The following is a 20,550-nucleotide window of genomic DNA, read 5'->3' as shown; positions in this document are numbered from 1 at the left end:
CTCAGCTCACCTTGGCCGTGTGGGTGATGCGTGGGTCGAGGTACGGGTAGAGCAGGTCGACGATCAGGTTCACCACCACGAAGGCGGTGGCCGATACCGCGACGATCGCCAGCACCACCGGGATGTCCTGGCGCAGCACGGCCTCCTGGGCCAGGCGGCCGACGCCGTTGCGCGAGAAGATGGTTTCCACCAGCACCGCGCCGGATACCGTATTGCCGACCTGCAGGCCGATCAGGGTCAACAGCGGCAAGGCCGCGTTGCGCAAGCCATGGCGCGCCTGCACCTGGGCCCGGCTCAGGCCCTTGGCGAAGGCGGTAGTGATGTAGGGTTCCTGCCACACGCCCTGGAAGCCACGCTGCAGCACCTGGGCGTACACCGCGGCGCTGGGGATCGCCAAGGTGATCGCCGGCAGCACCAGGCTGGCCAGGCCCTGGCTGCCGGTGGCCGGGAACCAGCCGAGGGCGAAGGCGAATACCTGGATCAGCAGCAGGCCCATCCAGAACACCGGCACCGAGAAACCCAGCGACGGCAGGCGTGCCAGGGCGGTCTTCAGTGGCCGCCATTGCAGGTAGGCGGTCAGGTAGGCCAGGCCGACCCCGGCCAGCAGCGACAGGGCGATGGCCGCGCCGGCCAGGGCCAGGGTCTGCGGCAGGCGCTCGGCCAGCAGCGCAGTGACCGGCCGGCCCAGCGACAGCGACTGCCCGAGGTCACCGTGCAGGGCGCGCCACAGCAGGTCGAAGTACTGCTCGAGCAGCCCCTTGTCCAGCCCGTAGTAGGCACGGGCCTTGGCCAGGTCCTCGGGTGACAGGCCATCGGCCTCCATGCCCGAGGCGCTGAGCATGATCGCCAGCGTGTCGCCCGGCAGCAGGTAGAGGATGAAGTAGGTGATGGTGTAGGCGCCCCACAGCACCAACAGGGCCTGGCCGATGCGGCCGATCAGGTAGCGTTTCATGGCTGGCCGACCTGGATGTCACTGAGCAGCGCGAAGCCTTCTGCAGTCCAGCGGAAGTCCTTGACCCGCGGCGCGGTGGCGGCTTGCCAGACGCGCTCGTACAGCGGGAACGCCGACGCCTCGTCGACCAGCAGGTCCTGCAGCTGGCCGTAGGCCTGGGCCCGTTGCGGGGCGGCGGTGGCGGTGATGCCGCTGTCGAACAGCGCCTGGGCCCTGGCCAGGGTGTGCGGTTCGTAGGTGTTGGTGGCCAACGTGGTGCTGCTTGCTGCCCGCGGGTCGAGGATGGTCTGCAGGATGATCGGGTCGGCGCGGGTCATGTAGGTGGAGGTCAGGTCGTAGTTGCCGGACGCGTTCCCGGCCACCCATTCGGCGCGGGTCAGCACATTGAGCTTGAGGTCGATGCCGACCTTGCGCAGCTGGTCCTGCACCAGCACGTCACCGGCGCTTTCGGCCGGGGTCAGGTTGTAGCGCAGGGTCAGGCGCTGGCCGTTCTTGTGCCGGTAGCCGTCCTCGCCCTTGTGCCAGCCGGCGGCCTCGAGCAGTTGCTCGGCGCCCGTGGGGTCATAGGCGAGCTTGTCGGCCTGGGGCTTGAAGTACGGCGTGGTGACGTCGTAAACGCCACTCACCACCGGGAACGCGGCGTTGTACACGGTATGCGCGTAGCTGGTGCGGTCGATGGCCTTCTGCAGTGCCAGGCGCACCTGGCGGTCGGCCAGCAGGCGGTCGTTGCGGGTGTTGGGGTAGAGGTTGAGCGCCGGGCCCGGCAGCGAGCGGCTCTGGATGGTCGCGCCCTTGGACTGGAACAGCTTCAGGTCGACTTCCGAGAACGGGTTGCGCGGCCACAGGATGTCGGCCTTGCCCTGCAGGAACAGGCCGTTGCGCACGCTTTCCTCGGGGATGTAGCTGATGTCCACGGCATCCAGGTGCGCCGGGCCCTGGTTGTGCATGTTGGCTGATGGCCAGGCGTAGTCGGCACGCTTGACCAGGCGTGCGCCGACCTCCGGGGTGTAGTGCTCGAGGATGAACGGGCCGGTGCCGATGATGTTGCCCAGCGAGCGCGCCTGGGCAGTCAGCTTGTAGGAGGCCGGCGCAAGGATGGCCAGGTTGGTGGTCGAGGTGGCCTGCAGGAAACCGGCGTTGGGTTTGGCCAGGACCAGGCGCACGGTGAAGTCGTCCAGCACCTCGGCGTGGTCGTAGCCAGCCAGGTAGGTAGCACCGAAGGTGGCCGGCAGCTGCGTGGCGAAGGCCTTGTTGCTGTCGAAGGCGGTTTTCACGGCGTGGGCGTCGAAGCGTTCGCCGTTGCTGAAGGTGACGTCCTGGCGCAGCTGGAAGGTGTAGCTCAGGGTATCGGCACTGACCTCCCAGCTTTTTGCCAGCCAGGGGATGATACGGCCGGTTTGCGGGTCCTGGTCGGTCAGGGACTCGGCCACGTTGCGCAGCAGCACGCGGTGCTCCAGCCAGTAGACCTGGAAGGGGTCGACGCTGACCAGGGTGGTGTTGTCGCCCCAGAAGGCGATGTTCAGGGTGTTGCTGGCCGAGGTGTTGTCGGCTGGGGAGCAGGCGGTCAGGGCCAGGGCCAGGGCCAGGGAGCCGATGGCGAACAGGCGGTGCAGTGGGGGCATGGGATGGTCCTTCATTGAATTGGGGTTACCTGTGCCGGCCTCTTCGCGGGCATGCCCGCGAAGAGGCCGATACAGGCGACAGCTGCCTTCCAGTCAGTCCTGGTAATCGCGGCCCTCGCGGTCCAGCTGCCGGATCAACGCATCCCAATGCCGCTGGATGCCTTCCCCCTTGCCATCGGAAAACCGCTTCGACTGTTCATGCACCTTGGCAATCGCCGCCTGCGATGCATGCAGCAGCTGGTCATTGCCCCCGGCCTGGGCCGCCACCTGGATGTTGCAGGCCCGCTCCAGCCCATGCAGCTCACGGAACGCGTGCTCGACGCTGATCCCCCCGGTGAGCAACCCGTGGTTGCGCAGGATGAGGATGTTGCTGTCGCCCAGGTTGGCCACCAGCCGCTGTTGTTCGTCCAGGTCCAGGGCCACGCCTTCGTAGTCGTGGTAAACCACCCGGCTGTAGTAGGCCAAGGCGTGCTGGGAGATCGGCAGCAGGCCGTCGCGCTGGGCCGATACCGCTGCGCCATCGCGGGTGTGGGTGTGCAGAACGGCCTTCAGGTCGGGGCGGGCGCGGTGGATTGCGCTGTGGATCACGTAGCCGGCCTGGTTGATGCCCAGCCCCAGCGGGTCGTCGATGATGGTGCCGTCGACGTCGACCTTGACCAGGTTGGAGGCGGTGATTTCGTCGAACAGCAGGCCGAAGGCGTTGATCAGGAAGTGTTCGTCCGGCCCCGGCACGCGGGCCGAAAAGTGCGTGTAGATGTGGTCGGTCCAGCGGAACAGGGCGGCCAGGCGGTAGGCGGCAGCCAGCTTGACCCGCACCTCCCACTCTTCGGCGCTGACCCGGTCGCGCACCTTGTCGGTGTTGGTAGTGACGGCAGACAGTGAACTCATGGTGTGCTCTCCGGTAATCAGTAGCCGCGCGCGGTGTCGACCAGGTTGGCCAGGGGCGCCTGCTCGCGGTAGCGGTGGAAGTTGGCGATGAAGGCTTCGAGCAGGGCCGGGTAGCCGTCCTCGGAAATGGCCGAGGTGTGCGGCGACAGGAACACCCGTGGGTGGTGATACAGCGGGTGGCCGGCGGGCAGTGGCTCGGGGTCGGTAACATCCAGGCTGGCGCGGCCGATCAGGCCGCTGTCCAGGGCCTCGAGCAGGGCTTGCTGGTCGAGCAGGCCACCGCGGGCGATGTTGATCAGGTGCAGGCCAGGGCGGGCATGGGCCAGCACCTGACGGTCGACCAGGCCACGGGTGGCGGCGGTGAGTGGGGCGGCCAGCACCAGGTGGTCGCTGCCGGCGAACAACTGCTGCAGGTCGGCGGCGCGCTCCACCCCGGGCACCTCGGCGATCGCCTGGCCGGGGCGACTCAAGGCCAGCACCTTCATGCCAAGGGCCACTGCCTTGCGCGCCAGGCTCTGGCCGATACTGCCAAAACCGAGAATGCCCAGGGTGCGGCCGCGCAACGGCGCCAGCGGGGTCAGGCGCCAGTCGGCATCCTTGACCCACAGCCCCGGCAGTTGCTTGGCGGCGGCGAACACCAGGGCCAGGGCGAATTCGGCCACCTGCTCGGCATTGGCGCCCTTGCCGCTGGTGACCGGTGTGCCCTGAAACACCCAGTCGGGGTAGAAGTCGATGCCCGAGGACACCAGCTGCACCCACTTCAGGCCCCAGGGCCAGCCTGGCGGCGGGGTGTCGATGCGCTGCCCGCGCACGTTGATCGGGCGCAGGATGAATACATCGGCAGGGGCTTGAAGGGCCAGCTGGCCGGGGGCGATATCGATGACTTCATGGTCCGGCAGGTGTTCGCGCAGATGCTGGTTGGCCTGGGCGTCGAGCTGGCTGGCGATGATCGAATGGCTCATGCGTGCACCTCCGCCAGCGCCGCGCGGCCGGCCTGGCCGAACACCACATCGTCCTGCGGGGTGTGGATGCGGCTGCAGAGCACGTCGCGGTAGTGCCGTTCCAGCGGATTGCGCCGCGACAGCCCGGGGTTGCCGGCGGCCTCGATGGCCAGCTCCACGGCCTGGATGGCATTGGCGCTGACCAGGTGCTTGAGTTGCCCGGCATGCTGCGCAGCAACCTGCCCGGCGGTGGCTGCGTCAAGCAGGCCCTGGTTGGCGAACAGCAGGGTGTCGATGCGCCCCAGCACGTCCTGGAAGCGTGGCAGGCTGGCCAGCGGCGCGCCCAGGTTGGAGGGGGCACGCTGCTTGAGAAAACCCGCCAGCCAGTCGCGGGCGGCACGGGCCACGCCGTCGTACACCGCCGGCAGCAGTACGGCCATCCACAGCAGGCTCTCGCCGTCGAGCTCGGCCTTCGGTGCGCTTGCCGGGCTGACGCTGACGGCATGGTCGAGGGGGATCAGCACGTCATCGAAGCGCACTTCATGGCTGCAGGTGGCGCGCATGCCCAGGTGGTCCCAGTCATCGACGATGGTGATGCCGGGCGTGTCGCGGTGCACCAGGAAGCCGCCGACCAGCGGGTCGGCGTCGTCGCTACGGCCCCAGACCAGGTACCAGGTCAGGCCGTGGCTGCCGGTGGAGTAGATCTTGCGCCCGCTCAGGCGCCAGCCCTCGGCTGTGCGCCGCGCCACGGTGGCGGGCAAGCCGCCGCGGGCCGGGGTGCCGAGTTCGGGTTCAACGCGCAGGGCATTGATCAGTGCGCCCTGATGCACGGCATCGCGGGCCACGCGCTGGCGCAGGTGTTCGGGCCAGCGGGCCTCGTCCTGCAGGCGAAAGTGCTGCAGGTACTGCATAACCAGGATCAACGCGGTAGCCGGGTCGCCCTTGCCGACCGCGCCGATTACCCGACGGGCGCTGGCCAGGTCCGCGCCAGTGCCACCGAGTGCGCGGGGTACGGTGAAGGCGAGCAGGCCGTGGCGGTGCAGCAGGTCGAAATTGTCCTGGGGGAACTGCGCGCTGCGGTCGTAGCGTTCGGCGTTGGCCGCGAGGGCCTGCGTCAGCTCGGCGAGGGCGCTGTCGGAGGGGTGACTCATGGGGTTTCATCCCTGAATGACGGTGTGTTGCTAAGACCGTATTCGTATGGATGAACGCTGTAAAAGTCTTTTTGGTTCTATGCTAATTATTTGTTTTAAGAATTTATTGTTTTTACTGTTATGCATGAATTGCATTTATTGGCGGGGCGCCAGGCGCCCCTGCGTGCTCAACTCAGCAGCCTGTGCCCAGCCACCTCACCGAAAAGCTCGACGGGTTCCTGCAGGTTGCCCAGGTAACGTGGATGGAACAGCCACAGGTCTACTTGCGGCTTGAAATCACTGACGTTGATCACATCCAGCGCATCGCGGTGGCGGCTGGCCTGCAGCAGTGGTTCGGGCACCAGCCCCAGGCCCTGGCCGTTGGCGACCAGGCCCAGTTGCAACTCGGTGCCGAAGGTTTCCAGGTTGATCGACAGGCTCAGCCCCTGTTCGCTCAGCGCCCGCTGCAGGCCGGCGCGGAAACCACAGCCATCGGGGTTGAGCACCCAGCCACGGGTGTAGCAGTCCTTGAGCTTGTAGCTACGCTTGGTGACGCTGCCCTTGGCGGCTACCACCTTCAGCGGCATGCGCGCGATCGAACGGCTGGCGATGCCTTCGGGGAAGATCTTGCCCGGTGGGAACAGCGCGGCGGCGGCGTCCAGTTCAGCGTTTTCCATGCGCGCGATGAGGCTGCTGCCCCAACCGCTGCTGACCTGGGTGCGCAATTGCGGGTAGGCCTCGCGAATCTGCGCCAGGGCATCGAGCAGCACCACATCACCCAGGGTTTGCGGCACACCCAGGCGCAGGGTGCCCGAAGGCGCGCCATCGTTGGCCACCAGTTCGCGCAGCGAGTCGATCTCGCGCAGGATCGCCTTGCACTGCTCGTACACCCGCAGGCCCATGGGGGTGGGCTTGAGCGGCTTGGTGTTGCGGTCGAGCAGGGTGGCGCCAAGGTCTTCCTCGAAGTTCTGCACCCGGCGGGTGATCGCCGGTTGCGTCAGTTGCAGGGCCTCGGCGGCGAGGTTGGTGGATTGGCAGCGGATGACCGCGACGAAGGCGTCCATATCATCGATTTTCATAACTGGCGCTCACAGGGTCGGATGGAAAATAAGGCATTAGCATAATCTGCCTGGCGGGTAATGCCATCGGTTCTGTTTCGATAGATGAAAACGCATATTAGGATATTCCTAAAATCAATTTAATTTATTTGACGGATCTCGCTAGAGTCGCCTGGCACGGGCCGCATGATGCTGCCCGCCCAGACACCGAGGAACGCCATGTCCATCCGATCGAAGCTGCTGACCCTGGCCGCGGCCCTGCTGCTGGCCAGCCAGGCCGGCGCCGCCGAGCGCCTGACCCTGCGCATCGGCGACCAGAAGGGCAACATGCGCGCCCAGCTGGAAGCCGCAGGCGCATTGCGCGACCTGCCGTACGACATCCACTGGGCCGAGTTCCCCGCTGCCGCGCCGCTGGCCGAGGCGCTCAATGCCGGGGCGATCGATGCCGGCATCATTGGCGATGCGCCGCTGCTGTTCGTGCTGGCTTCGGGGGCACCGGTCAAGGCCATTGCCGTGGACAAGTCCGACCCCTATGGCACGGCGCTGCTGGTGCGTCCTGACGCGCAGCTGCACAGCGCGGCCGAGCTCAAGGGCAAGCGCATCGCCACCGGTCGCGGGTCGATCGGCCATCATCTGGCCCTCAAGGCACTGGACCAGGTCGGCTTGAGCGAGCAGGACGTGGAGTTCCGCTTCCTCGGGCCGGTGGACGCCAAGATCGCCCTGGCCAACGGCTCGGTGGACGCCTGGTCGACCTGGGAACCCTACACCGCGCTGGCCGAGCTGAGCGGGCAGGGCCGGGTGCTGGTCAACGGCCGCGGCCTTTCCAGCGGCAACAGCTTCCTCGCCGCCACCGACAAGGCGCTGGATCAACCCGAGCGTCGTGCAGCGTTGCAGGACTACCTCAACCGCCTGGCTGGGGCGCAGGTCTGGGCCAACCAGCACCTGGACAGCTACTCGAAAACCCTGGCCGCGATCATCGGCTTCCCCGAGGACGCCGCCCGCCTGCAGTTCGATCGCCGCCAGCTGCGCTGGCAGGTGATCGACCCGCAGACCGTGGCGCAACAGCAGGACACCGCCGACTTCTACCACGCCCACGGCCTGATGAGCGAACGCCTCGATGTGGCACCGACCTTCGCCACCGGCTTCACCCTACCCGATGCCGCCACGCTGGCCGCGCAACCCTGACTCCGGAGACCTCTACATGTCCTTCAAACCCCTGCGCCAGCTTGGCCTGGCGCTGCTGGCCAGCGCCTTGTTGCCGAGCCTGGCCAGCGCCGAACAGACCCTGCGCATCGGCTACCAGAAATCCTCGACCCTGCTCACCCTGCTCAAGGCCCGCGGCAGCCTCGAACAACGCCTGCAGGCCGAGGGCATTCGCGTCAGCTGGCACGAGTTCCCCAGCGGCTTGCCATTGCTGGAGGCGCTGAACCTGGGCAATGTCGACCTGTCGGCGGATGTTGCCGACACCGTTCCGGTATTCACCCAGGCTGCTGGCGCCAGGCTTACCTACTTCGCCCGGGAGACGCCTTCGCCAACGGCCCAGGCCATCCTGGTGCCCGCGGACTCGCCACTCAGGACCCTGGCCGACCTCAAGGGCAAGCGCGTGGCGGTGACCAAGGCGGCTGGCAGCCACTACCTGCTGATCCAGGCCCTGGCCAAGGCCGGGCTGACCTTCAAGGACATCACCCCGGCCTACCTGATCCCTGCCGACGGCCGCGCCGCCTTCGAGAACCACAAGGTCGATGCCTGGGTAACCTGGGACCCTTACGTGGCCAGCGCCCAGCGCCAGCAGAATGCTCGCATCCTGGCCGACGGCAGCGAACTGGCCAGCTACCAGCGCTACTACCTGGCCAGCAGCGACTATGCCCAGGCCCACCCCGAGGTGCTGCAGCAGGTGTACCAGGCCCTGCGTGAGGCAGGTGTCTGGACCAAGGCCAACCCGGCGGCCGCAGCACGCATCCTCGGGCCGTTGTGGGGCAACCTGGACAGTGCCACGGTGCAGCAGGCCAATGCGCGGCGCAGCTACGACGTGCAGCCGGTGAAGCCGGAGAACCTGGCCGAACAGCAACGTATCGCCGATGCGTTCTACCGCGAGGGGCTGTTGCCCAAGGCGGTGGATGCCAAGGCGGTGAGCTTGTATCAGCCGGTTGCAGACTAGTGTTGGATGCTCGTTTCGAGCGTCCGTATGACATCGGTGGCCTGCGCGACAACCCGAAGAAGGCCCTGGCCTTGCCGTCGCTTTGCCGGTGCTGGACTAACCGGCAAAAGCGATGCTGGTGGCGCTGGAAAACTCGAACTGATCCACAGCGAGCTTGCCAACTACGCCGACACCAAAGGTTACTGAGCGATGGTGGCCAGAAGGCCAAGTAGATGGAGCCTACCCTGGATATGGCGCTCTAAGGCGTGGCCACCAAGCAGGGTAGGTTCTATGACGGCCTGAGGAATACTGTCGCGCTGCCCGCGAACGGCCGGCATGGGGCTGGTGCGTCATCGATTTCCTTGGCTTTCAATCCGATAGATCAGAGTATTATGGGATCTGTCTCGAGCATCCTCACTGTTACCCACGATTGTGCCATACAGCTCGAAACCTGCCCGGACTGCCAATTTTTTACTGGATTCATTTCGCTCAGAAATAAACAGCACAGTTGGCAGAGCCTTCAAAAATGGAAGGACCAACTGCAGCGCGTTGGTCATATAGCCGCGCCCAGCACAGTCAATATTTACCCAGTAACCCAGGGAGTTACATTCCTGCTCTGGCAGGTATCGAACTCCAATACAGCCTACCAAGGTGTCCAATTCGCTAGTGAAAATGTAGTACTTCTTTTCTGCTGTCGGATCAGATGAATTGGATGCGGTAACTGATCGCTGAAGACTTTCCTTTACGTCGATAAGCGATACTTCAGCGTTTGGCCATCTGAGGAAATTTTTATGGAGTTCATAGCTGCGTTTCAGGGCCGTATGCAGCAGTGGTGCGAACTCTGGCCGAGGACGAAGCAGGCGTAGACCATTGCCCTCAATCTCATGAGGAAGAGCCAATATATCTATCACGATAAATATGTACCCCCGAAAACCTAGGATCGACCATCAGGGCACGGACCAATGGGCTCGGCATCAAAATGGCGTTTAACACGGCAACTGCACCTGCCATGCCAGTAAGGGTTCGCGGGCTATGGGGGCTCACGGCCAAGTGAAAGGCATGGTGTGTGCCTCTGCGAAGCAAATTGTTGGCACGGTGTAGGCCGGCCAACAGCTGCAACGCCGCATTGGTTCGAACTATCGTCTTGGTGCCACACGAGAGCTGAGCTCAGTGTGCTAAACGGGAAGTCTTGATTCAAATGAGCTACGCAGGGTAGCAACAACGTCATCAACACGATGACCTTGTATCGCTGGCGGCACGGGGCGTTCGCAAAACTCTCGCCAGATGAATAGCATCAGTTCTGCGCCATCTGTTTGCTGAGGTGCGGTGTCCCCCGAGCCGAAGGTTTGCAGCAGCCTGTATCTTTCGTCCTGCCAGAAAATGGCTTCAACCCAGTCATACACCGGGATGAAGTGGAAGTGGATGGAGTAACCGGCATCGTGCCCGAACCGGCCAATATACAAGTGTTTGGGCGAGAGGTGATCTTCAATGGTTTTCTGGATTAGCGCCTGCAATACCCCAAGTTCCGATTGCGCCTCAAGCGGTAGCGCTGCCAGCGAGTTGGTCATGTGCTTCGCGCTGAGCATCAGATAGCCCGGCAACGCACTGTCCATGCGGTGGTTGAGAACCCAGTACCTGGATTCGTGAATGATGAATCGAGCCGGTATTTCCATGAGATAGCCTTGAGAGGAACTAGCGAGCGTAGCATTGCGACAGATCGATGTCCGCGTCTTGCCGGATACTGTCTTTTTTCCAATCCCCGCTTTTGGTCGAAAGCGGTAACTATCAACTAATGGATTTGGCCATTTCCGACGTTCCAGTCCAACCGGTTTGCTCATAGACCGGTTTACCCGTCTCGGTTGCGTGCAGGACAGCGAAGGTGATGCCTCGGCGAGCGAACTCGGCGTCGGCTGCCTGCATCAAGGCTGAAGCCAGGCCACGGCGGCGATAGGCCGGCTGGACGAACACATTCAGCACGTACCCACGCTTGTCCAGGGTCGGGTGCGATGGATGGGGAGGCCAATCAATGCTCATCAAGCCAATGGCTGCGACAGGTTGGTCGCCATCCATGAGCTTGAAACCGTAGTACCGACCGTCACCGAGTCGCTCTTCCAGCCATGGGCGAAAGTGCTGAGTCATGACTTGCAGTTTCTCAGGGTCGCCACCCGCCTCAAGAAACATCTCCTGGCGATGTGAGCAGATCATTTCTGCGTCATCGGGCCCGACAGGCCGGCACTCCAAGCCTGAAAACTCTCCACATCCTTGTAGTTCGATCATCGTTTATCCAGTGTCAGTGGCCGATTCATGGAAAGGCAGCCTATGGCACCTTCAGGCCTGTTTGCAATGGCTAACGGTCGACCTTGGCAAGCAACTCAGCTTTTGTCATCTCTCATGGAGCTGCACATAACTCATTGAATCAGCAGGAGCCTGAAGCAACTGTCTTGCTCAAATTCCCAAAGGTGGCGCGATCCTCTGTGGGAGCGGCCTTGTGTCGCGAAAGGGCTGCAAAGCAGCCCCAGCAATTTCAACTATCGCGCATCAATCCAGGGGCCGCGATGCGGCCCTTTCGCGACACAAGGCCGCTCCCACAGGTACAGCGACAACCTCGAGAGCAACGCCCAGGCCGGCATTGTGGGCGGAGGAGGGCTCGGCATGATGGACGATCCCTCCTCCTGAAGCCGATGGCGATGATCAGGCTTGTACCGCATTGACCCCGCCAGTGGGCATGGATTTTTTGCGCACCGCTTGATAGAGAAGGCTGGACACCATGAAGCCCACGATGGCCAGTATGCTCATCAAGGTGAACACATAGTTGTAGCCCTGTTGACCAGGGAAGTGGTCGAGGAGCGCGCCATAGATGACGTAGGCAAACATGCCGGGGGCATAGCCGATCAGGCAACCGATGCCGAAGGCTGAGCCGGTGATGTGCTGGGGAATGCCGACTTCGCCCATGGGTGCCCAGAACACGCCGCGCATCGAGAACACAATCAACGCGAAGGACAGGGTGGCCGCCATCCCCGCATAGATGAAGCCCGGGCTTTTGGGAATCAGCATGATCACGCCCATCAGCGGCAATAACGCCAGGAATGCCCACTTCAGGTAACGGCTGGTGCTCTTGAACTGCTTGTCGGCAATGAAACCACCGGCAGGCCCGCCGAGGATTTTCAGGAAGTATTGGTTGATGATGCCGTAGGCACCTACCAACGCCACGGGCAACCCGTACATTTCCTTGAGGTAGGGAATGAAATAGGTCAGGCCGCAGTAGACGATATAGACCATGAACACGTTGAGACTGACCAACCAGATACCGGGTACCTTGATCGCTTCCATCAGGTTCGCCAGACCGTTTTTCGGCTTGGCGGCCGATTGGGCGTTACCGCCCTTGAGCAGGAGCCAGGTCAGGGTGCCGGCCAGAATGTCGATGACCGAGTAGAACAGGATCGCCGACTTCAGGCCGGTTTCCCCGGAGCCCATGGCGACGAACACGCCCAGTGCGGAAAAGGCCACCAGCGTATCAACCACGCCACGCCCGCCTTCCAGCAGGCCGAACAACCGGCCTTGCTCCTGATCGTCACCCAGATTACGGATGGCTTTGAGCAGCGATGGCCAGAACAGGCAGTCGGCACAGACGGCCAACAGACTGAACACGATCAGCAAGCTGCTGAAGGGCGGAAAGGTTGCCAGGTACAACCCAAGAGCTCCGGTCCCGATCAGGCCGAGGGGGATCAGTTTGCGCGTGTCGTAGCGATCGGCGAGCAGGCCGCCAACCACAAACAGTGCAGTCGCGATGATTGCGTTGGCACTCAACAGCACGCCGATTTCAGTGTGGCTCAGGCCCATGAATTCCTGCATGGGGACATAGAAGGCATCCTTGAGGTTCGCCAACTTGTAAATGGTGCCGCCACCGAGGATGAGAATCAGGAGTCTGAGCCATTTGGCCTTGTTTTGAGTTGTCATTATTGTTCTCCGGGCGTAATCGGGTCGTCAGGTTCAGGCGTTGGAAGGGGTGGCCAGGGTCAGTTCAGCCAAGGTGCGCAGTTCGCCCAGCAAGCGTCGGACATAGGCCACCTGATTGTTCGCCCAGCGGTGTTCGTCGGCCAGCATGCGCTCGAGCGAGTAGCCTTTCGGGAGCGGCGTTTCGCTCATCTCCCGGTAAGCAATGAATGGATCGGCCGCTTCGAGGCTCTGGCGGAAGGCCGGGGCGACGTAGTGATTTTCCTGCTCGAGAATGAACGCGATCACCTGTGGGGTTGCTTCGCCCAGCATCAACAGTTCGAACAGCATGCGGGCGCTGGGCAGGTCGTCTTCGTCGCTGCCTTGCAATACGCCGTAATGGCCGAAGCCGTTCTGTTCGGGGACGATGCGTACGCCCTTGAGGTGAGCCTGGCGGATGTGCGGCGCGAGGTTGTGCAGGGCCTGCAGGGGCTGTTCGCAGGCATTGATCATGTTGCCAAAGTCGAACAGGGCATGCAGGCGAGGGTGGTTGAGACGGTTGAGCAACTGCGCGATTTCGCTGCTCTTGAGTTCTTCATGCTGCTCGAAGTCAAAGTACAGATCGTTGGCGTCGGCCTGTTGCGCGAGGTAGTGCAGGTCGGTCTCGATCACGTCCATCACCCGCGACAGCGTGCCCTCGTAACGTGAGTAGACACGGATGTTGCGCACCCCCAGGGCCTTGGCGATGGCGATCACCTGGTCGACATCCTTTTTCAGCGTGCTGCTGATTTCCAGGTGCACATCCAGCCCCAGCGCCTTGGCCTTGCTGGCAAACGCCAGGAGCTGCTCTGGCGACATCTGGCTCAGGCTGTTTTCCTCGCCGTCGAGCAAGTGCAGGCTCAGGCCTTGCAGCTCGTGGCGATAGGCAAAATCCAGCAGGTCGGCGGGGGTGACACGACCGTGGGTGAGGTTGGTCAGCAGCGGGTAGGCGTGGGCAAACAGGCGCAATTGCCCGAGACGCTCAAGCAACCGCTGGGCCAGTGCTTCGGTCAGCACTGGAGCAGCTACGTGTTCGACCACCTTGTGGCTCAGCAAGGCGTTGAATCGTTCCTGGATCTTGTTGTTCATTAGAGTCGTTCCTGGTTCAGACTCCGGGTCTACCGGCGCAGCCTTTATCGCGCCAGTCAGGAACTCTCGATAGATCCATTATCAACTAATTGATAAGGCCACTTGCCTCGCATCAAGTGGCTGGCGGAAGGTAACCCAGCGTGCGCAAGGCCTGGGCCAGCTCCTCGACACGCTCTCGGGCCTGCTTTTCGGGCGTGCCGGCAAAGCCGATCAACAGGGCAGGCGGCAGGTCATGCTTGATGCGGTAGTCGCTCAAGGCGTAGGTGTGAATGTTGTGTCGGGCCAGTTGCCGGGCGATGTCAGTGTCACTCAGTTCGGGGGGCAGCCAGGCGATCAGGTGCATGCCGGCATCCGTCGGAGTAATCCTGAAAAAGCTGCCGATCTGCTTTTCAAGTTGTTCGATCAATGCCTGCTGGCGCGCCTTGTACAGTGCACGCATGCGGCGGATGTGCCCCAGGAAGTGGCCTTCGCTCATGAAGTCCGCCGTTGTGGCCTGAAGCAGCGTGGGCGGGCTGCGATCCATGACCGCGCGCAGGGTGCAGAAGGGCTCGACCAGAGCCTGCGGCAGAATCACGTAACCCAGTCGCAGTGACGGAAAGAGCACTTTGCTGAACGTGCCGACGTAGATCACCCGGGCCATCTGGTCCAAGGCATACAGTGCCGGGAGAAGTCGACCACTGTAGCGAAACTCGCTGTCGCAATCGTCCTCGATGATCCAGCTCTGATGCTGCGCAGCCCAGTCGATGAGTGCCTGGCGCCGCACATAACTCAGGGTGACACCCAAAGGATGCTGACGCGAAGGCGTACAAAATACCAGGCGTGCATCAGGGCACTCGTCAAGGCCTTGCTGGACATCGATCCCCTGTTCGTCAATACGCAACGGAATGATCTTGGCCCCTTGGGCTTGCAGCGCAATTCGCGCGGCGATGTGCCCAGGGTCTTCCATCCAGACACTGTCCTGCGGATTGAGCAGCAGCATGCCCAGCAGGTTGAACGCTTGCTGCGCGCCGGAAACGATCACCACTTGCTCGGCATTGCAGTCGATACCTCGTGCATCGAAGACGTATTCGGCAATCGCTGTGCGAAACGCCTGCAAACCTTGCAACTCGCCATAACCCAGAATCGCCTTGGTCGGCTTGAGCAAATGACGGTTCATCAGGCGCCGCCAGATGGCTTGCGGAAATTCTTCATAGGTGCTGTGACTGGGCAGGAAGGAGGTCGGCGTCGCGGGATCCCAGTCGGCATAGGACACCCCGCGAAAATGATCGCTGCGCAGCGACAGCATCGACTGGCTCAGTTCGGACAGGCGCGGTGGCTGGCGCGGTTGCTCGTCCTCGATACTCCGGTTTTCCCACTCAGTACCGACATACGTACCTGCACCCGTGCGCGAGGCCAGGAAACCTTCGGCAATCAACTGATCGAAAGCATTGAGGATGGTGATCCGCGACAGCCCCAACTCGATGCTCAAGGTCCGGGTCGACGGCAGGCGCACGCCCCCCTGAATTCTGCCGTTGAGTATCTGTTTGCGGATCTGCAGATACAGCTGGCGGTACAGGGGTATGGCACTGGCACGGTCCAGTTCGATAGCCGACAGCAGCAAACCTGTGGGGGATTTCATGACATGCTCGTCTGGTGAAATGGGACTTGACCTGGAAACCGTCAGGTGACGGGGCTTTCAGGGTAGCGAGCGATACCCGATAAGTCATCCGTCCGGCTTTGATGTCCGACGCAGGTTGGTGGCTGGATACTGCAGAAAAGACCGATTAAAGCGTCCGCTTTGGGTCGTCAGTCGGGAATGGCTTCTAACGACCCATAGCGGAAATCTGTAACCAGGGCCGCTTCGCGGCCCATCGCCGGCAAGCGCGGCTCCCACAAGTACAGCGCATGACTGAAGGCTGGTGATACTCCTGTGGGAGCCGGCTTGCCGGCGATGAGGCCGGTACTGACTACAGAGCTTTGGATCAGTGTCCGCCGTGGGTCGTTAGCCGCCATTCGCGGTCGATCGCTTTTGGCCCAAAGTGGACCTTACAATCAAGGCGCACAAGCGCCCGCTATGCGATACAGTTGGCGCTTTTTTGTGCCCGGCTGTTTCGTTTTATGGCGGCTGTGCGTGGGGCGCCTCCGTGCGCGCCGGTTTCCTTGATTCCCGGTTGACCAACCCGCGTACAGTCGCCACCCATTCGTTTGGTCACGTTGTGTGGCGGCTCCAGTGAATCAAGGAGCGACACAATGACAAAAGGCTTACCCGATCCTCCCGTACGCGCCACCACGGCGTCCTCCAGTTTCTCCACGTGCGAATGCAGCCATCCACCGTTGTTTGCCGTGCGTTCTGGGGTGGACTACGAAGATGCGCTGGTGCATCTGTCCACGCTGCTCAAAGGCGCGTTTGCGACCAATCTCAAGGCACTGGAGCTGGCCAAGGGAACCTGTCGTGATCTGTTGTTGAGCAATGACCATGGGCTGGATTCGGCCAAGGCGGTGGTGGAGGCGTTGCTGGATGGGGTGGAGAGACAGCAACTGGTTGGGCGGAAGACGGTACCGGGTGTCTGACGAGCGTTTGGGCTTTGTTTGATTCAAGCGGCAGCCGTGATTGACCTTGAGGGCCTCTTCGCGGGTGAACCCGCTCCCACAGGTACAGCGCCAACTCGAAGCCCGCGCAGTACCTGTAGGAGCGGGCGTGCCCGCGAAGCAGACGACGCGGTGGATGGCACCGGCTTTGCCGGTGTTCGCGGGCATGCCCGCTCCCACAGGTTCAGCGTCAACTCGAAGCCCGCGCAGTATCTGTGGGAGCGGGTTTACCCGCGAAGCAGGCGCCGCGGTGGATGGCACCGGCTGTGCCGGTGTTCGCGGGTAAACCCGCTCCCACCATGATCGCCGTTGGGCAAAGCGACAGCTATGGGTCGTTATCCGCGGTACGCACCAGAACGGTTATCCAACCTGGCAGTCGTTCACCGCTGGCAGGCCCCCGCGCTGTACTGACCATAGCCCCGTATCAGGCTCTAGGTTGCCTTTCGCCAACCACCGATCGTCAGCTCCATCGACCTCCAAGCCTGCCGCCCGGTCAACCGGGAGACCCTAGGCCGCGATGGTGAACCAATGGACGTCTTTGCTGACAATGAAATGTCGACCCGCAGTGATGTGGTCGGGCAACTGATCGTGGCGTTTTCCCTGATTCTGCTGTTGGCCTTGTTGCTGGGGCTGTTCTCCCTCTACCGCCTCGCCGGGGCGCTGGATGCTCGAGAAGTGGAGCAAAGCCGCTTCTATGCAGAATCCGCCATGGCCCAGCTGCAGAAGAACGACAAGACGTTCCTGCTGACCCATGCCAATTGGCAGGCCGCCTATGATCACTTGGGCGGGCAGGTCGATGCACATTGGGCATACGACGAGGACAATGTCGGCGCCACGCTCTATACCTCCGATGGGTACGAAGGCGTATATGTGCTCGATGACGACGGTACGCGGTACGCAATACTGGACGGTCAGCTCAGCCAGCAGGGCCTGGAGCAGCATACCGTCAGTGCCGGCAAGATCCTGCAGGAGGCTCGGCAAGCAGCGCAGCACGAACAGGCGTCTTCAGGCTATCTGGTCTTTCGTGGCCAACCGGCGGTGTACGTCGCTGCACTGATTCGCCCGCAGACCCAGCCGGCCCGCCCGCCGGGACCAACTGCGGTGTTGGTGTTCATTCGGGTTCTATCGCCACAGGTGCTCTTGCCGCTGGGCCAGGCGGCGGGGTTGTCCGGCCTGGCCGTGGGCGATTCGGCCGATCAGCGCCAAGGGCGCGGTGCCTTGCCACTCGAAGGCAGCGGCCACACCTTGACATGGGATATACCGCAGCCCGGCACCGAACTGATCCACACGGTAATCGCGCCCTTGGCTATCGCCGTTCTATTCATCGCGCTGAGCATGGCATTGTTTGCACGCTATGCGATCCGCGCCAGCACCAGAATCGATCGCAGCCACCGTGCGCTGGTGACTTCAAGGGTTGCCCTGCAATCAAGTGAAGAGCGCTTCAAGGCCGTGGCCGAAGCTGCCTCGGACTGGATCTGGGAAACTGATGCGCTTCTTCGCCTGACCTACCTTTCGGACCGGTTCACCGAGCTCACCGGGCACCCCGTCGAAGCGTGGCGACAGCGCCCGATTACCGAGTTGCTATCGTGTGATACCAGCAACCTCCGGACCTCGCTGCACAGCCTGGCCGCGACAGGCTCTACCGGCACGCTGCGCTGCCAGTACCAGGACCATCTAGGCCAGCAGCGTATCTGCAGGATCGCTTCGCGCGCGATCGTGGCCGAGGGCGTGTGTACCGGCTTTCGTGGCACGTGTAGCGACATCACCGACGAAGTGGCCGCCCATGCCCAGATTCAGCACCTCTCCTTGCACGACGCCCTGACCGGCCTGCCGAATCGCAACAAGCTGTTCCGTTTCCTCGAACAATCAGCCCCTGGCGCTGAGCTACCCAAGGTGGCGCTGTTGATGCTCGATCTGGACAACTTCAAGCCAATCAACGACAGCCTTGGGCATCCGGCCGGCGACGCGGTGCTGCTCGAGGTAGCGAGCCGCCTCGGTCAAGTTACCCGCGACAGTGATCTGGTCGCCCGTCTGGGAGGCGATGAGTTCATCGTCGTCCTGACCCGGCCAGGCGATCACCAGGACATGGACCGATTCTGCATGCGCGTGATCGAGGCGATCAAACGCCCCATTCAGGTCGAGGGGCATGTCGTGCAAGTGGGGGTAAGCCTGGGTGTAGTGCTGTCGGCCGAGTACCCCGGTACGCCGAGCGACCTGATCCGGCACGCCGACGTGGCCCTTTACAGCGCCAAGCAGGCGGGCAAGAACACCTGGCGCTTCTTTTCGGCACAGATGAACGCCGCTTTGATGGAGAAGCGTGTGCTGGAAAGCGAGCTGCGCGAGGGCATACCGCGTGGCGAGCTGGTGCTGCATTTTCAGCCGCGCTTCAAGGTCGATGGGGTCTCGATCGCATCGGCCGAGGCCCTGGTGCGCTGGCAACACCCGCGGCTGGGCCTGCTCCGCCCGGATCGTTTCATCCCGCTTGCCGAAGAGTCCGACCTGATCGTGCTGCTTGGCAACTGGGTGCTGCAGGAAGCCTGTATCAAGGCGCGGGGCTGGCCGCAGGCGGTGATGGTCTCGGTCAACATGTCGCCGGCCCAGTTCAGCCGCAGCGATGTGGTCCGCGACGTTGGCAACGCGTTGCGCGCCACCGGGCTGCCAGCCCACCGCCTGGAGCTGGAAATTACCGAGAACGTCATGCTCAACGATGTCGAAGGCGCACTGCACACCATGCTTGCACTGAAGGAGCTGGGCGTGCGCCTGAACATGGACGACTTCGGGACCGGTTACTCCTCGTTGGGCTACCTGCGTACCTACCCGTTCGACAGCATCAAGATCGACAAGCGTTTCGTGCAGCACCTGGGAAAGAGTGGCAGCGACCGTAGCGTGGTCCAGGCCATTATCAACCTTGGCAATGCAATGGGCATGACGGTGACTGCCGAAGGTGTCGAGACCGCCGAGCAACTGGCCTTGCTCAGCGATGACCAATGCCATGAAGTACAAGGCTTTTTGCTCAGCAAACCGCTGGAAAACGAGGTACTGATGGGGATGATGAAAGACCAGGTATCGTTAGCGCAATGACGCCTCGCAGAGGAGGGCAGTTTCATTCGGATGCAAACGACGGCCGCTCCGCGAACCATGCCACCGCCAGGTCCTTGAACGCCTCAGCCGAAGGCGTCAGCGGATAGCGCTGATCATGCGCCAGCACGATGCTGTGCGTTGGCAATTTCTCCTCGGTCGGCCGACACACCAACGCTTGGCCATCATAACTGCGGTCACCAAATGGCCGGGTGTAGATCAGCGCCACGCCAAACCCGTTGGCGACCAGGCTACGCTGCATCTCGAAGGTGCGCACACGGTGTACAGCGGCGGGCGAAAGATCGTAGAAGCTGAACAGGTCCAGCACATGCTGCCAGCTGTGGACCTGATCGGTGACTACCAGTGTGTATTCGGATAGCGCTTTGAGGCTGACGCGCGATTCCTTGGCCAACGGGTGATCGGCAGCCAGCAGTACCTGAGCGGTCAGCTGGCACAGCTGGGTGCATTGAGTGTTCGGCGGCAGACCCAGATCGTAGGTGATCGCCAGCTCTATCGCGCCCTCACTCAGCCGCTTGCCAACATAATCGAAGCTGCCTTCGCGCATATCGACCGTGACCCTCGGGCAGGACTCCTGCATCCGGCGCACGATCTGTGGCAGGCAATAGGGCGCCAGGTCTTCAAAACACCCGACTACCAACTCTCCGACACACTCTCCCGCATTGGCATTGATCTCGGCAAAGGTCCGAGCCTCGCTCAGAACGCGACGGGCCTGGACCATGACGGTACGCCCGAACGGGGTCAGCGATATGCCGAGGCCACGTTGGCGCACGAAAATCGATTGACCCAGCACCTCTTCCAATTCGCTGATGGCCGCCGAAATGGAGGGCTGCGAAACATGAAGCTCCATGGCGGCAGTCGTCAGGTTCCCGTGCTTGGCCGCTGCGAGCGCGTAGCGCAGTTGTCGCAGTGTGAACTTCATAGGTTTTTCCGTTGTGATACATCAGGACATATTATTTTATCCTTTTTTGAGGTTGTGAAATATTTCCTCTGTGCAGTGGCCACCGATCACAGGTGCCACGCCGATGCCGATTGCAAGGCTGATCAGCCAGTTTGGCGACCCTCTTTGGGCCGGATGCCCTCGACTACTGCAATCC

Annotated in this window: 17 protein-coding genes; 4 read left to right on the top strand and 13 right to left on the bottom strand. The window is 62.5% G+C overall.

Annotated features, from left to right (window positions below):
• Position 1: 1 nt before the first annotated feature.
• From RYH74_RS16960 to RYH74_RS16935, 6 genes are all read right to left on the bottom strand, one after another.
• Positions 2-952, bottom strand: coding sequence for an ABC transporter permease (locus tag RYH74_RS16960; RefSeq protein WP_075045452.1), 951 nt, complete (start codon positions 950-952; stop codon positions 2-4).
• A complete protein-coding gene (locus tag RYH74_RS16955; protein WP_317409797.1) occupies positions 949-2,574 on the bottom strand; it encodes an ABC transporter substrate-binding protein in 1,626 nt (541 codons plus the stop codon). Before RYH74_RS16955 ends, RYH74_RS16960 begins: the two co-directional genes overlap by 4 nt.
• A 93-nt stretch (positions 2,575-2,667) precedes the next feature.
• The gene (locus tag RYH74_RS16950; RefSeq protein ID WP_286100025.1) at positions 2,668-3,462 is read right to left on the bottom strand and encodes a class II aldolase/adducin family protein; all 795 of its coding nucleotides are present in this window, start codon (positions 3,460-3,462) and stop codon (positions 2,668-2,670) included.
• Between the two features lie 17 nt (positions 3,463-3,479).
• Positions 3,480-4,424, bottom strand: a complete 945-nt coding sequence (locus tag RYH74_RS16945) for a D-isomer specific 2-hydroxyacid dehydrogenase family protein (protein ID WP_286100024.1) — start codon at positions 4,422-4,424, stop codon at positions 3,480-3,482.
• Entirely contained in the window at positions 4,421-5,554 is a 1,134-nt protein-coding gene (locus RYH74_RS16940) for an acyl-CoA dehydrogenase family protein (protein WP_317409796.1), read from the bottom strand. Before RYH74_RS16940 ends, RYH74_RS16945 begins: the two co-directional genes overlap by 4 nt.
• A gap of 167 nt (positions 5,555-5,721) precedes the next feature.
• Positions 5,722-6,612: a LysR family transcriptional regulator gene (locus RYH74_RS16935; RefSeq protein ID WP_317409795.1), complete on the bottom strand. Its 891-nt coding sequence runs from the start codon at positions 6,610-6,612 to the stop codon at positions 5,722-5,724.
• A gap of 198 nt (positions 6,613-6,810) precedes the next feature.
• Here RYH74_RS16935 and RYH74_RS16930 point away from each other — a divergent pair, with 198 nt between their 5' ends.
• Complete coding sequence (locus RYH74_RS16930) at positions 6,811-7,776, top strand: ABC transporter substrate-binding protein (protein WP_317409794.1); 966 nt, start codon at positions 6,811-6,813, stop codon at positions 7,774-7,776.
• A 16-nt stretch (positions 7,777-7,792) separates the two neighbouring features.
• Positions 7,793-8,749: an aliphatic sulfonate ABC transporter substrate-binding protein gene (locus tag RYH74_RS16925; RefSeq protein ID WP_075045444.1), complete on the top strand. Its 957-nt coding sequence runs from the start codon at positions 7,793-7,795 to the stop codon at positions 8,747-8,749.
• Positions 8,750-9,078: 329 nt separating this feature from the next.
• Here RYH74_RS16925 and RYH74_RS16920 read toward each other — a convergent pair whose 3' ends face one another.
• The 6 genes from RYH74_RS16920 to RYH74_RS16895 all read right to left on the bottom strand — a co-directional run bounded on the left by RYH74_RS16920 (position 9,079) and on the right by RYH74_RS16895 (position 15,407).
• On the bottom strand, positions 9,079-9,639 hold the full coding sequence (locus RYH74_RS16920) for a GNAT family N-acetyltransferase (RefSeq protein ID WP_317409793.1): 561 nt from the start codon (positions 9,637-9,639) through the stop codon (positions 9,079-9,081).
• A gap of 264 nt (positions 9,640-9,903) precedes the next feature.
• On the bottom strand, positions 9,904-10,566 hold the full coding sequence (locus RYH74_RS16915) for an HIT family protein (RefSeq protein ID WP_317409792.1): 663 nt from the start codon (positions 10,564-10,566) through the stop codon (positions 9,904-9,906).
• On the bottom strand, positions 10,514-11,005 hold the full coding sequence (locus RYH74_RS16910) for a GNAT family N-acetyltransferase (RefSeq protein WP_317409791.1): 492 nt from the start codon (positions 11,003-11,005) through the stop codon (positions 10,514-10,516). The genes RYH74_RS16915 and RYH74_RS16910 overlap by 53 nt, the downstream gene beginning before the upstream one ends.
• 414 nt (positions 11,006-11,419) lie before the next feature.
• Positions 11,420-12,685 carry an MFS transporter gene (locus tag RYH74_RS16905; RefSeq protein ID WP_025339453.1) on the bottom strand — a complete coding sequence of 422 codons (1,266 nt, stop codon included), beginning with the start codon at positions 12,683-12,685 and terminating at the stop codon, positions 11,420-11,422.
• A 33-nt stretch (positions 12,686-12,718) separates the two neighbouring features.
• Positions 12,719-13,789: a sugar phosphate isomerase/epimerase family protein gene (locus tag RYH74_RS16900; RefSeq protein ID WP_075045439.1), complete on the bottom strand. Its 1,071-nt coding sequence runs from the start codon at positions 13,787-13,789 to the stop codon at positions 12,719-12,721.
• Positions 13,790-13,901: 112 nt separating this feature from the next.
• Positions 13,902-15,407 (bottom strand): PLP-dependent aminotransferase family protein, encoded by a 1,506-nt coding sequence (locus RYH74_RS16895; RefSeq protein WP_317409790.1) that lies wholly within the window; start codon positions 15,405-15,407, stop codon positions 13,902-13,904.
• Positions 15,408-16,102: 695 nt separating this feature from the next.
• Between RYH74_RS16895 and RYH74_RS16890 the strand changes: the two genes are divergently transcribed.
• Both RYH74_RS16890 and RYH74_RS16885 read left to right on the top strand, forming a co-directional pair.
• Positions 16,103-16,339, top strand: coding sequence for a hypothetical protein (locus RYH74_RS16890; protein WP_015270586.1), 237 nt, complete (start codon positions 16,103-16,105; stop codon positions 16,337-16,339).
• 546 nt (positions 16,340-16,885) lie between these two features.
• Positions 16,886-19,438, top strand: coding sequence for an EAL domain-containing protein (locus tag RYH74_RS16885; protein WP_317409789.1), 2,553 nt, complete (start codon positions 16,886-16,888; stop codon positions 19,436-19,438).
• Positions 19,439-19,460: 22 nt separating this feature from the next.
• Here RYH74_RS16885 and RYH74_RS16880 read toward each other — a convergent pair whose 3' ends face one another.
• Positions 19,461-20,375, bottom strand: a complete 915-nt coding sequence (locus RYH74_RS16880) for a LysR family transcriptional regulator (protein ID WP_054572910.1) — start codon at positions 20,373-20,375, stop codon at positions 19,461-19,463.
• Between the last annotated feature and the right edge of the window lie 175 nt (positions 20,376-20,550).

Origin of the sequence: Pseudomonas sp. LSJ-87 (assembly GCF_032971465.1) — a bacterium.
GTDB classification, from domain to species: Bacteria; Pseudomonadota; Gammaproteobacteria; order Pseudomonadales; family Pseudomonadaceae; genus Aquipseudomonas; species Aquipseudomonas putida_Z.
The sequence above is the reverse complement of the archived record's forward strand: the minus strand, read 5'-3'. Positions and strand labels throughout refer to the sequence as shown.

Bases quoted from the DNA above. Each gene is read 5' to 3' on its own strand.
- RYH74_RS16955 (WP_317409797.1), bottom strand. From the start codon at position 2,574: ATGCCCCCACTGCACCGCCTGTTCGCCATCGGCTCCCTGGCCCTGGCC.
- RYH74_RS16950 (WP_286100025.1), bottom strand. From the start codon at position 3,462: ATGAGTTCACTGTCTGCCGTCACTACCAACACCGACAAGGTGCGCGAC.
- RYH74_RS16960 (WP_075045452.1), bottom strand. From the start codon at position 952: ATGAAACGCTACCTGATCGGCCGCATCGGCCAGGCCCTGTTGGTGCTG.
- RYH74_RS16925 (WP_075045444.1), top strand. From the start codon at position 7,793: ATGTCCTTCAAACCCCTGCGCCAGCTTGGCCTGGCGCTGCTGGCCAGC.
- RYH74_RS16940 (WP_317409796.1), bottom strand. From the start codon at position 5,554: ATGAGTCACCCCTCCGACAGCGCCCTCGCCGAGCTGACGCAGGCCCTC.
- RYH74_RS16895 (WP_317409790.1), bottom strand. From the start codon at position 15,407: ATGAAATCCCCCACAGGTTTGCTGCTGTCGGCTATCGAACTGGACCGT.
- RYH74_RS16905 (WP_025339453.1), bottom strand. From the start codon at position 12,685: ATGACAACTCAAAACAAGGCCAAATGGCTCAGACTCCTGATTCTCATC.
- RYH74_RS16910 (WP_317409791.1), bottom strand. From the start codon at position 11,005: ATGATCGAACTACAAGGATGTGGAGAGTTTTCAGGCTTGGAGTGCCGG.
- RYH74_RS16885 (WP_317409789.1), top strand. From the start codon at position 16,886: ATGGACGTCTTTGCTGACAATGAAATGTCGACCCGCAGTGATGTGGTC.
- RYH74_RS16935 (WP_317409795.1), bottom strand. From the start codon at position 6,612: ATGAAAATCGATGATATGGACGCCTTCGTCGCGGTCATCCGCTGCCAA.
- RYH74_RS16945 (WP_286100024.1), bottom strand. From the start codon at position 4,424: ATGAGCCATTCGATCATCGCCAGCCAGCTCGACGCCCAGGCCAACCAG.
- RYH74_RS16915 (WP_317409792.1), bottom strand. From the start codon at position 10,566: ATGAGCAAACCGGTTGGACTGGAACGTCGGAAATGGCCAAATCCATTA.
- RYH74_RS16930 (WP_317409794.1), top strand. From the start codon at position 6,811: ATGTCCATCCGATCGAAGCTGCTGACCCTGGCCGCGGCCCTGCTGCTG.
- RYH74_RS16880 (WP_054572910.1), bottom strand. From the start codon at position 20,375: ATGAAGTTCACACTGCGACAACTGCGCTACGCGCTCGCAGCGGCCAAG.
- RYH74_RS16900 (WP_075045439.1), bottom strand. From the start codon at position 13,789: ATGAACAACAAGATCCAGGAACGATTCAACGCCTTGCTGAGCCACAAG.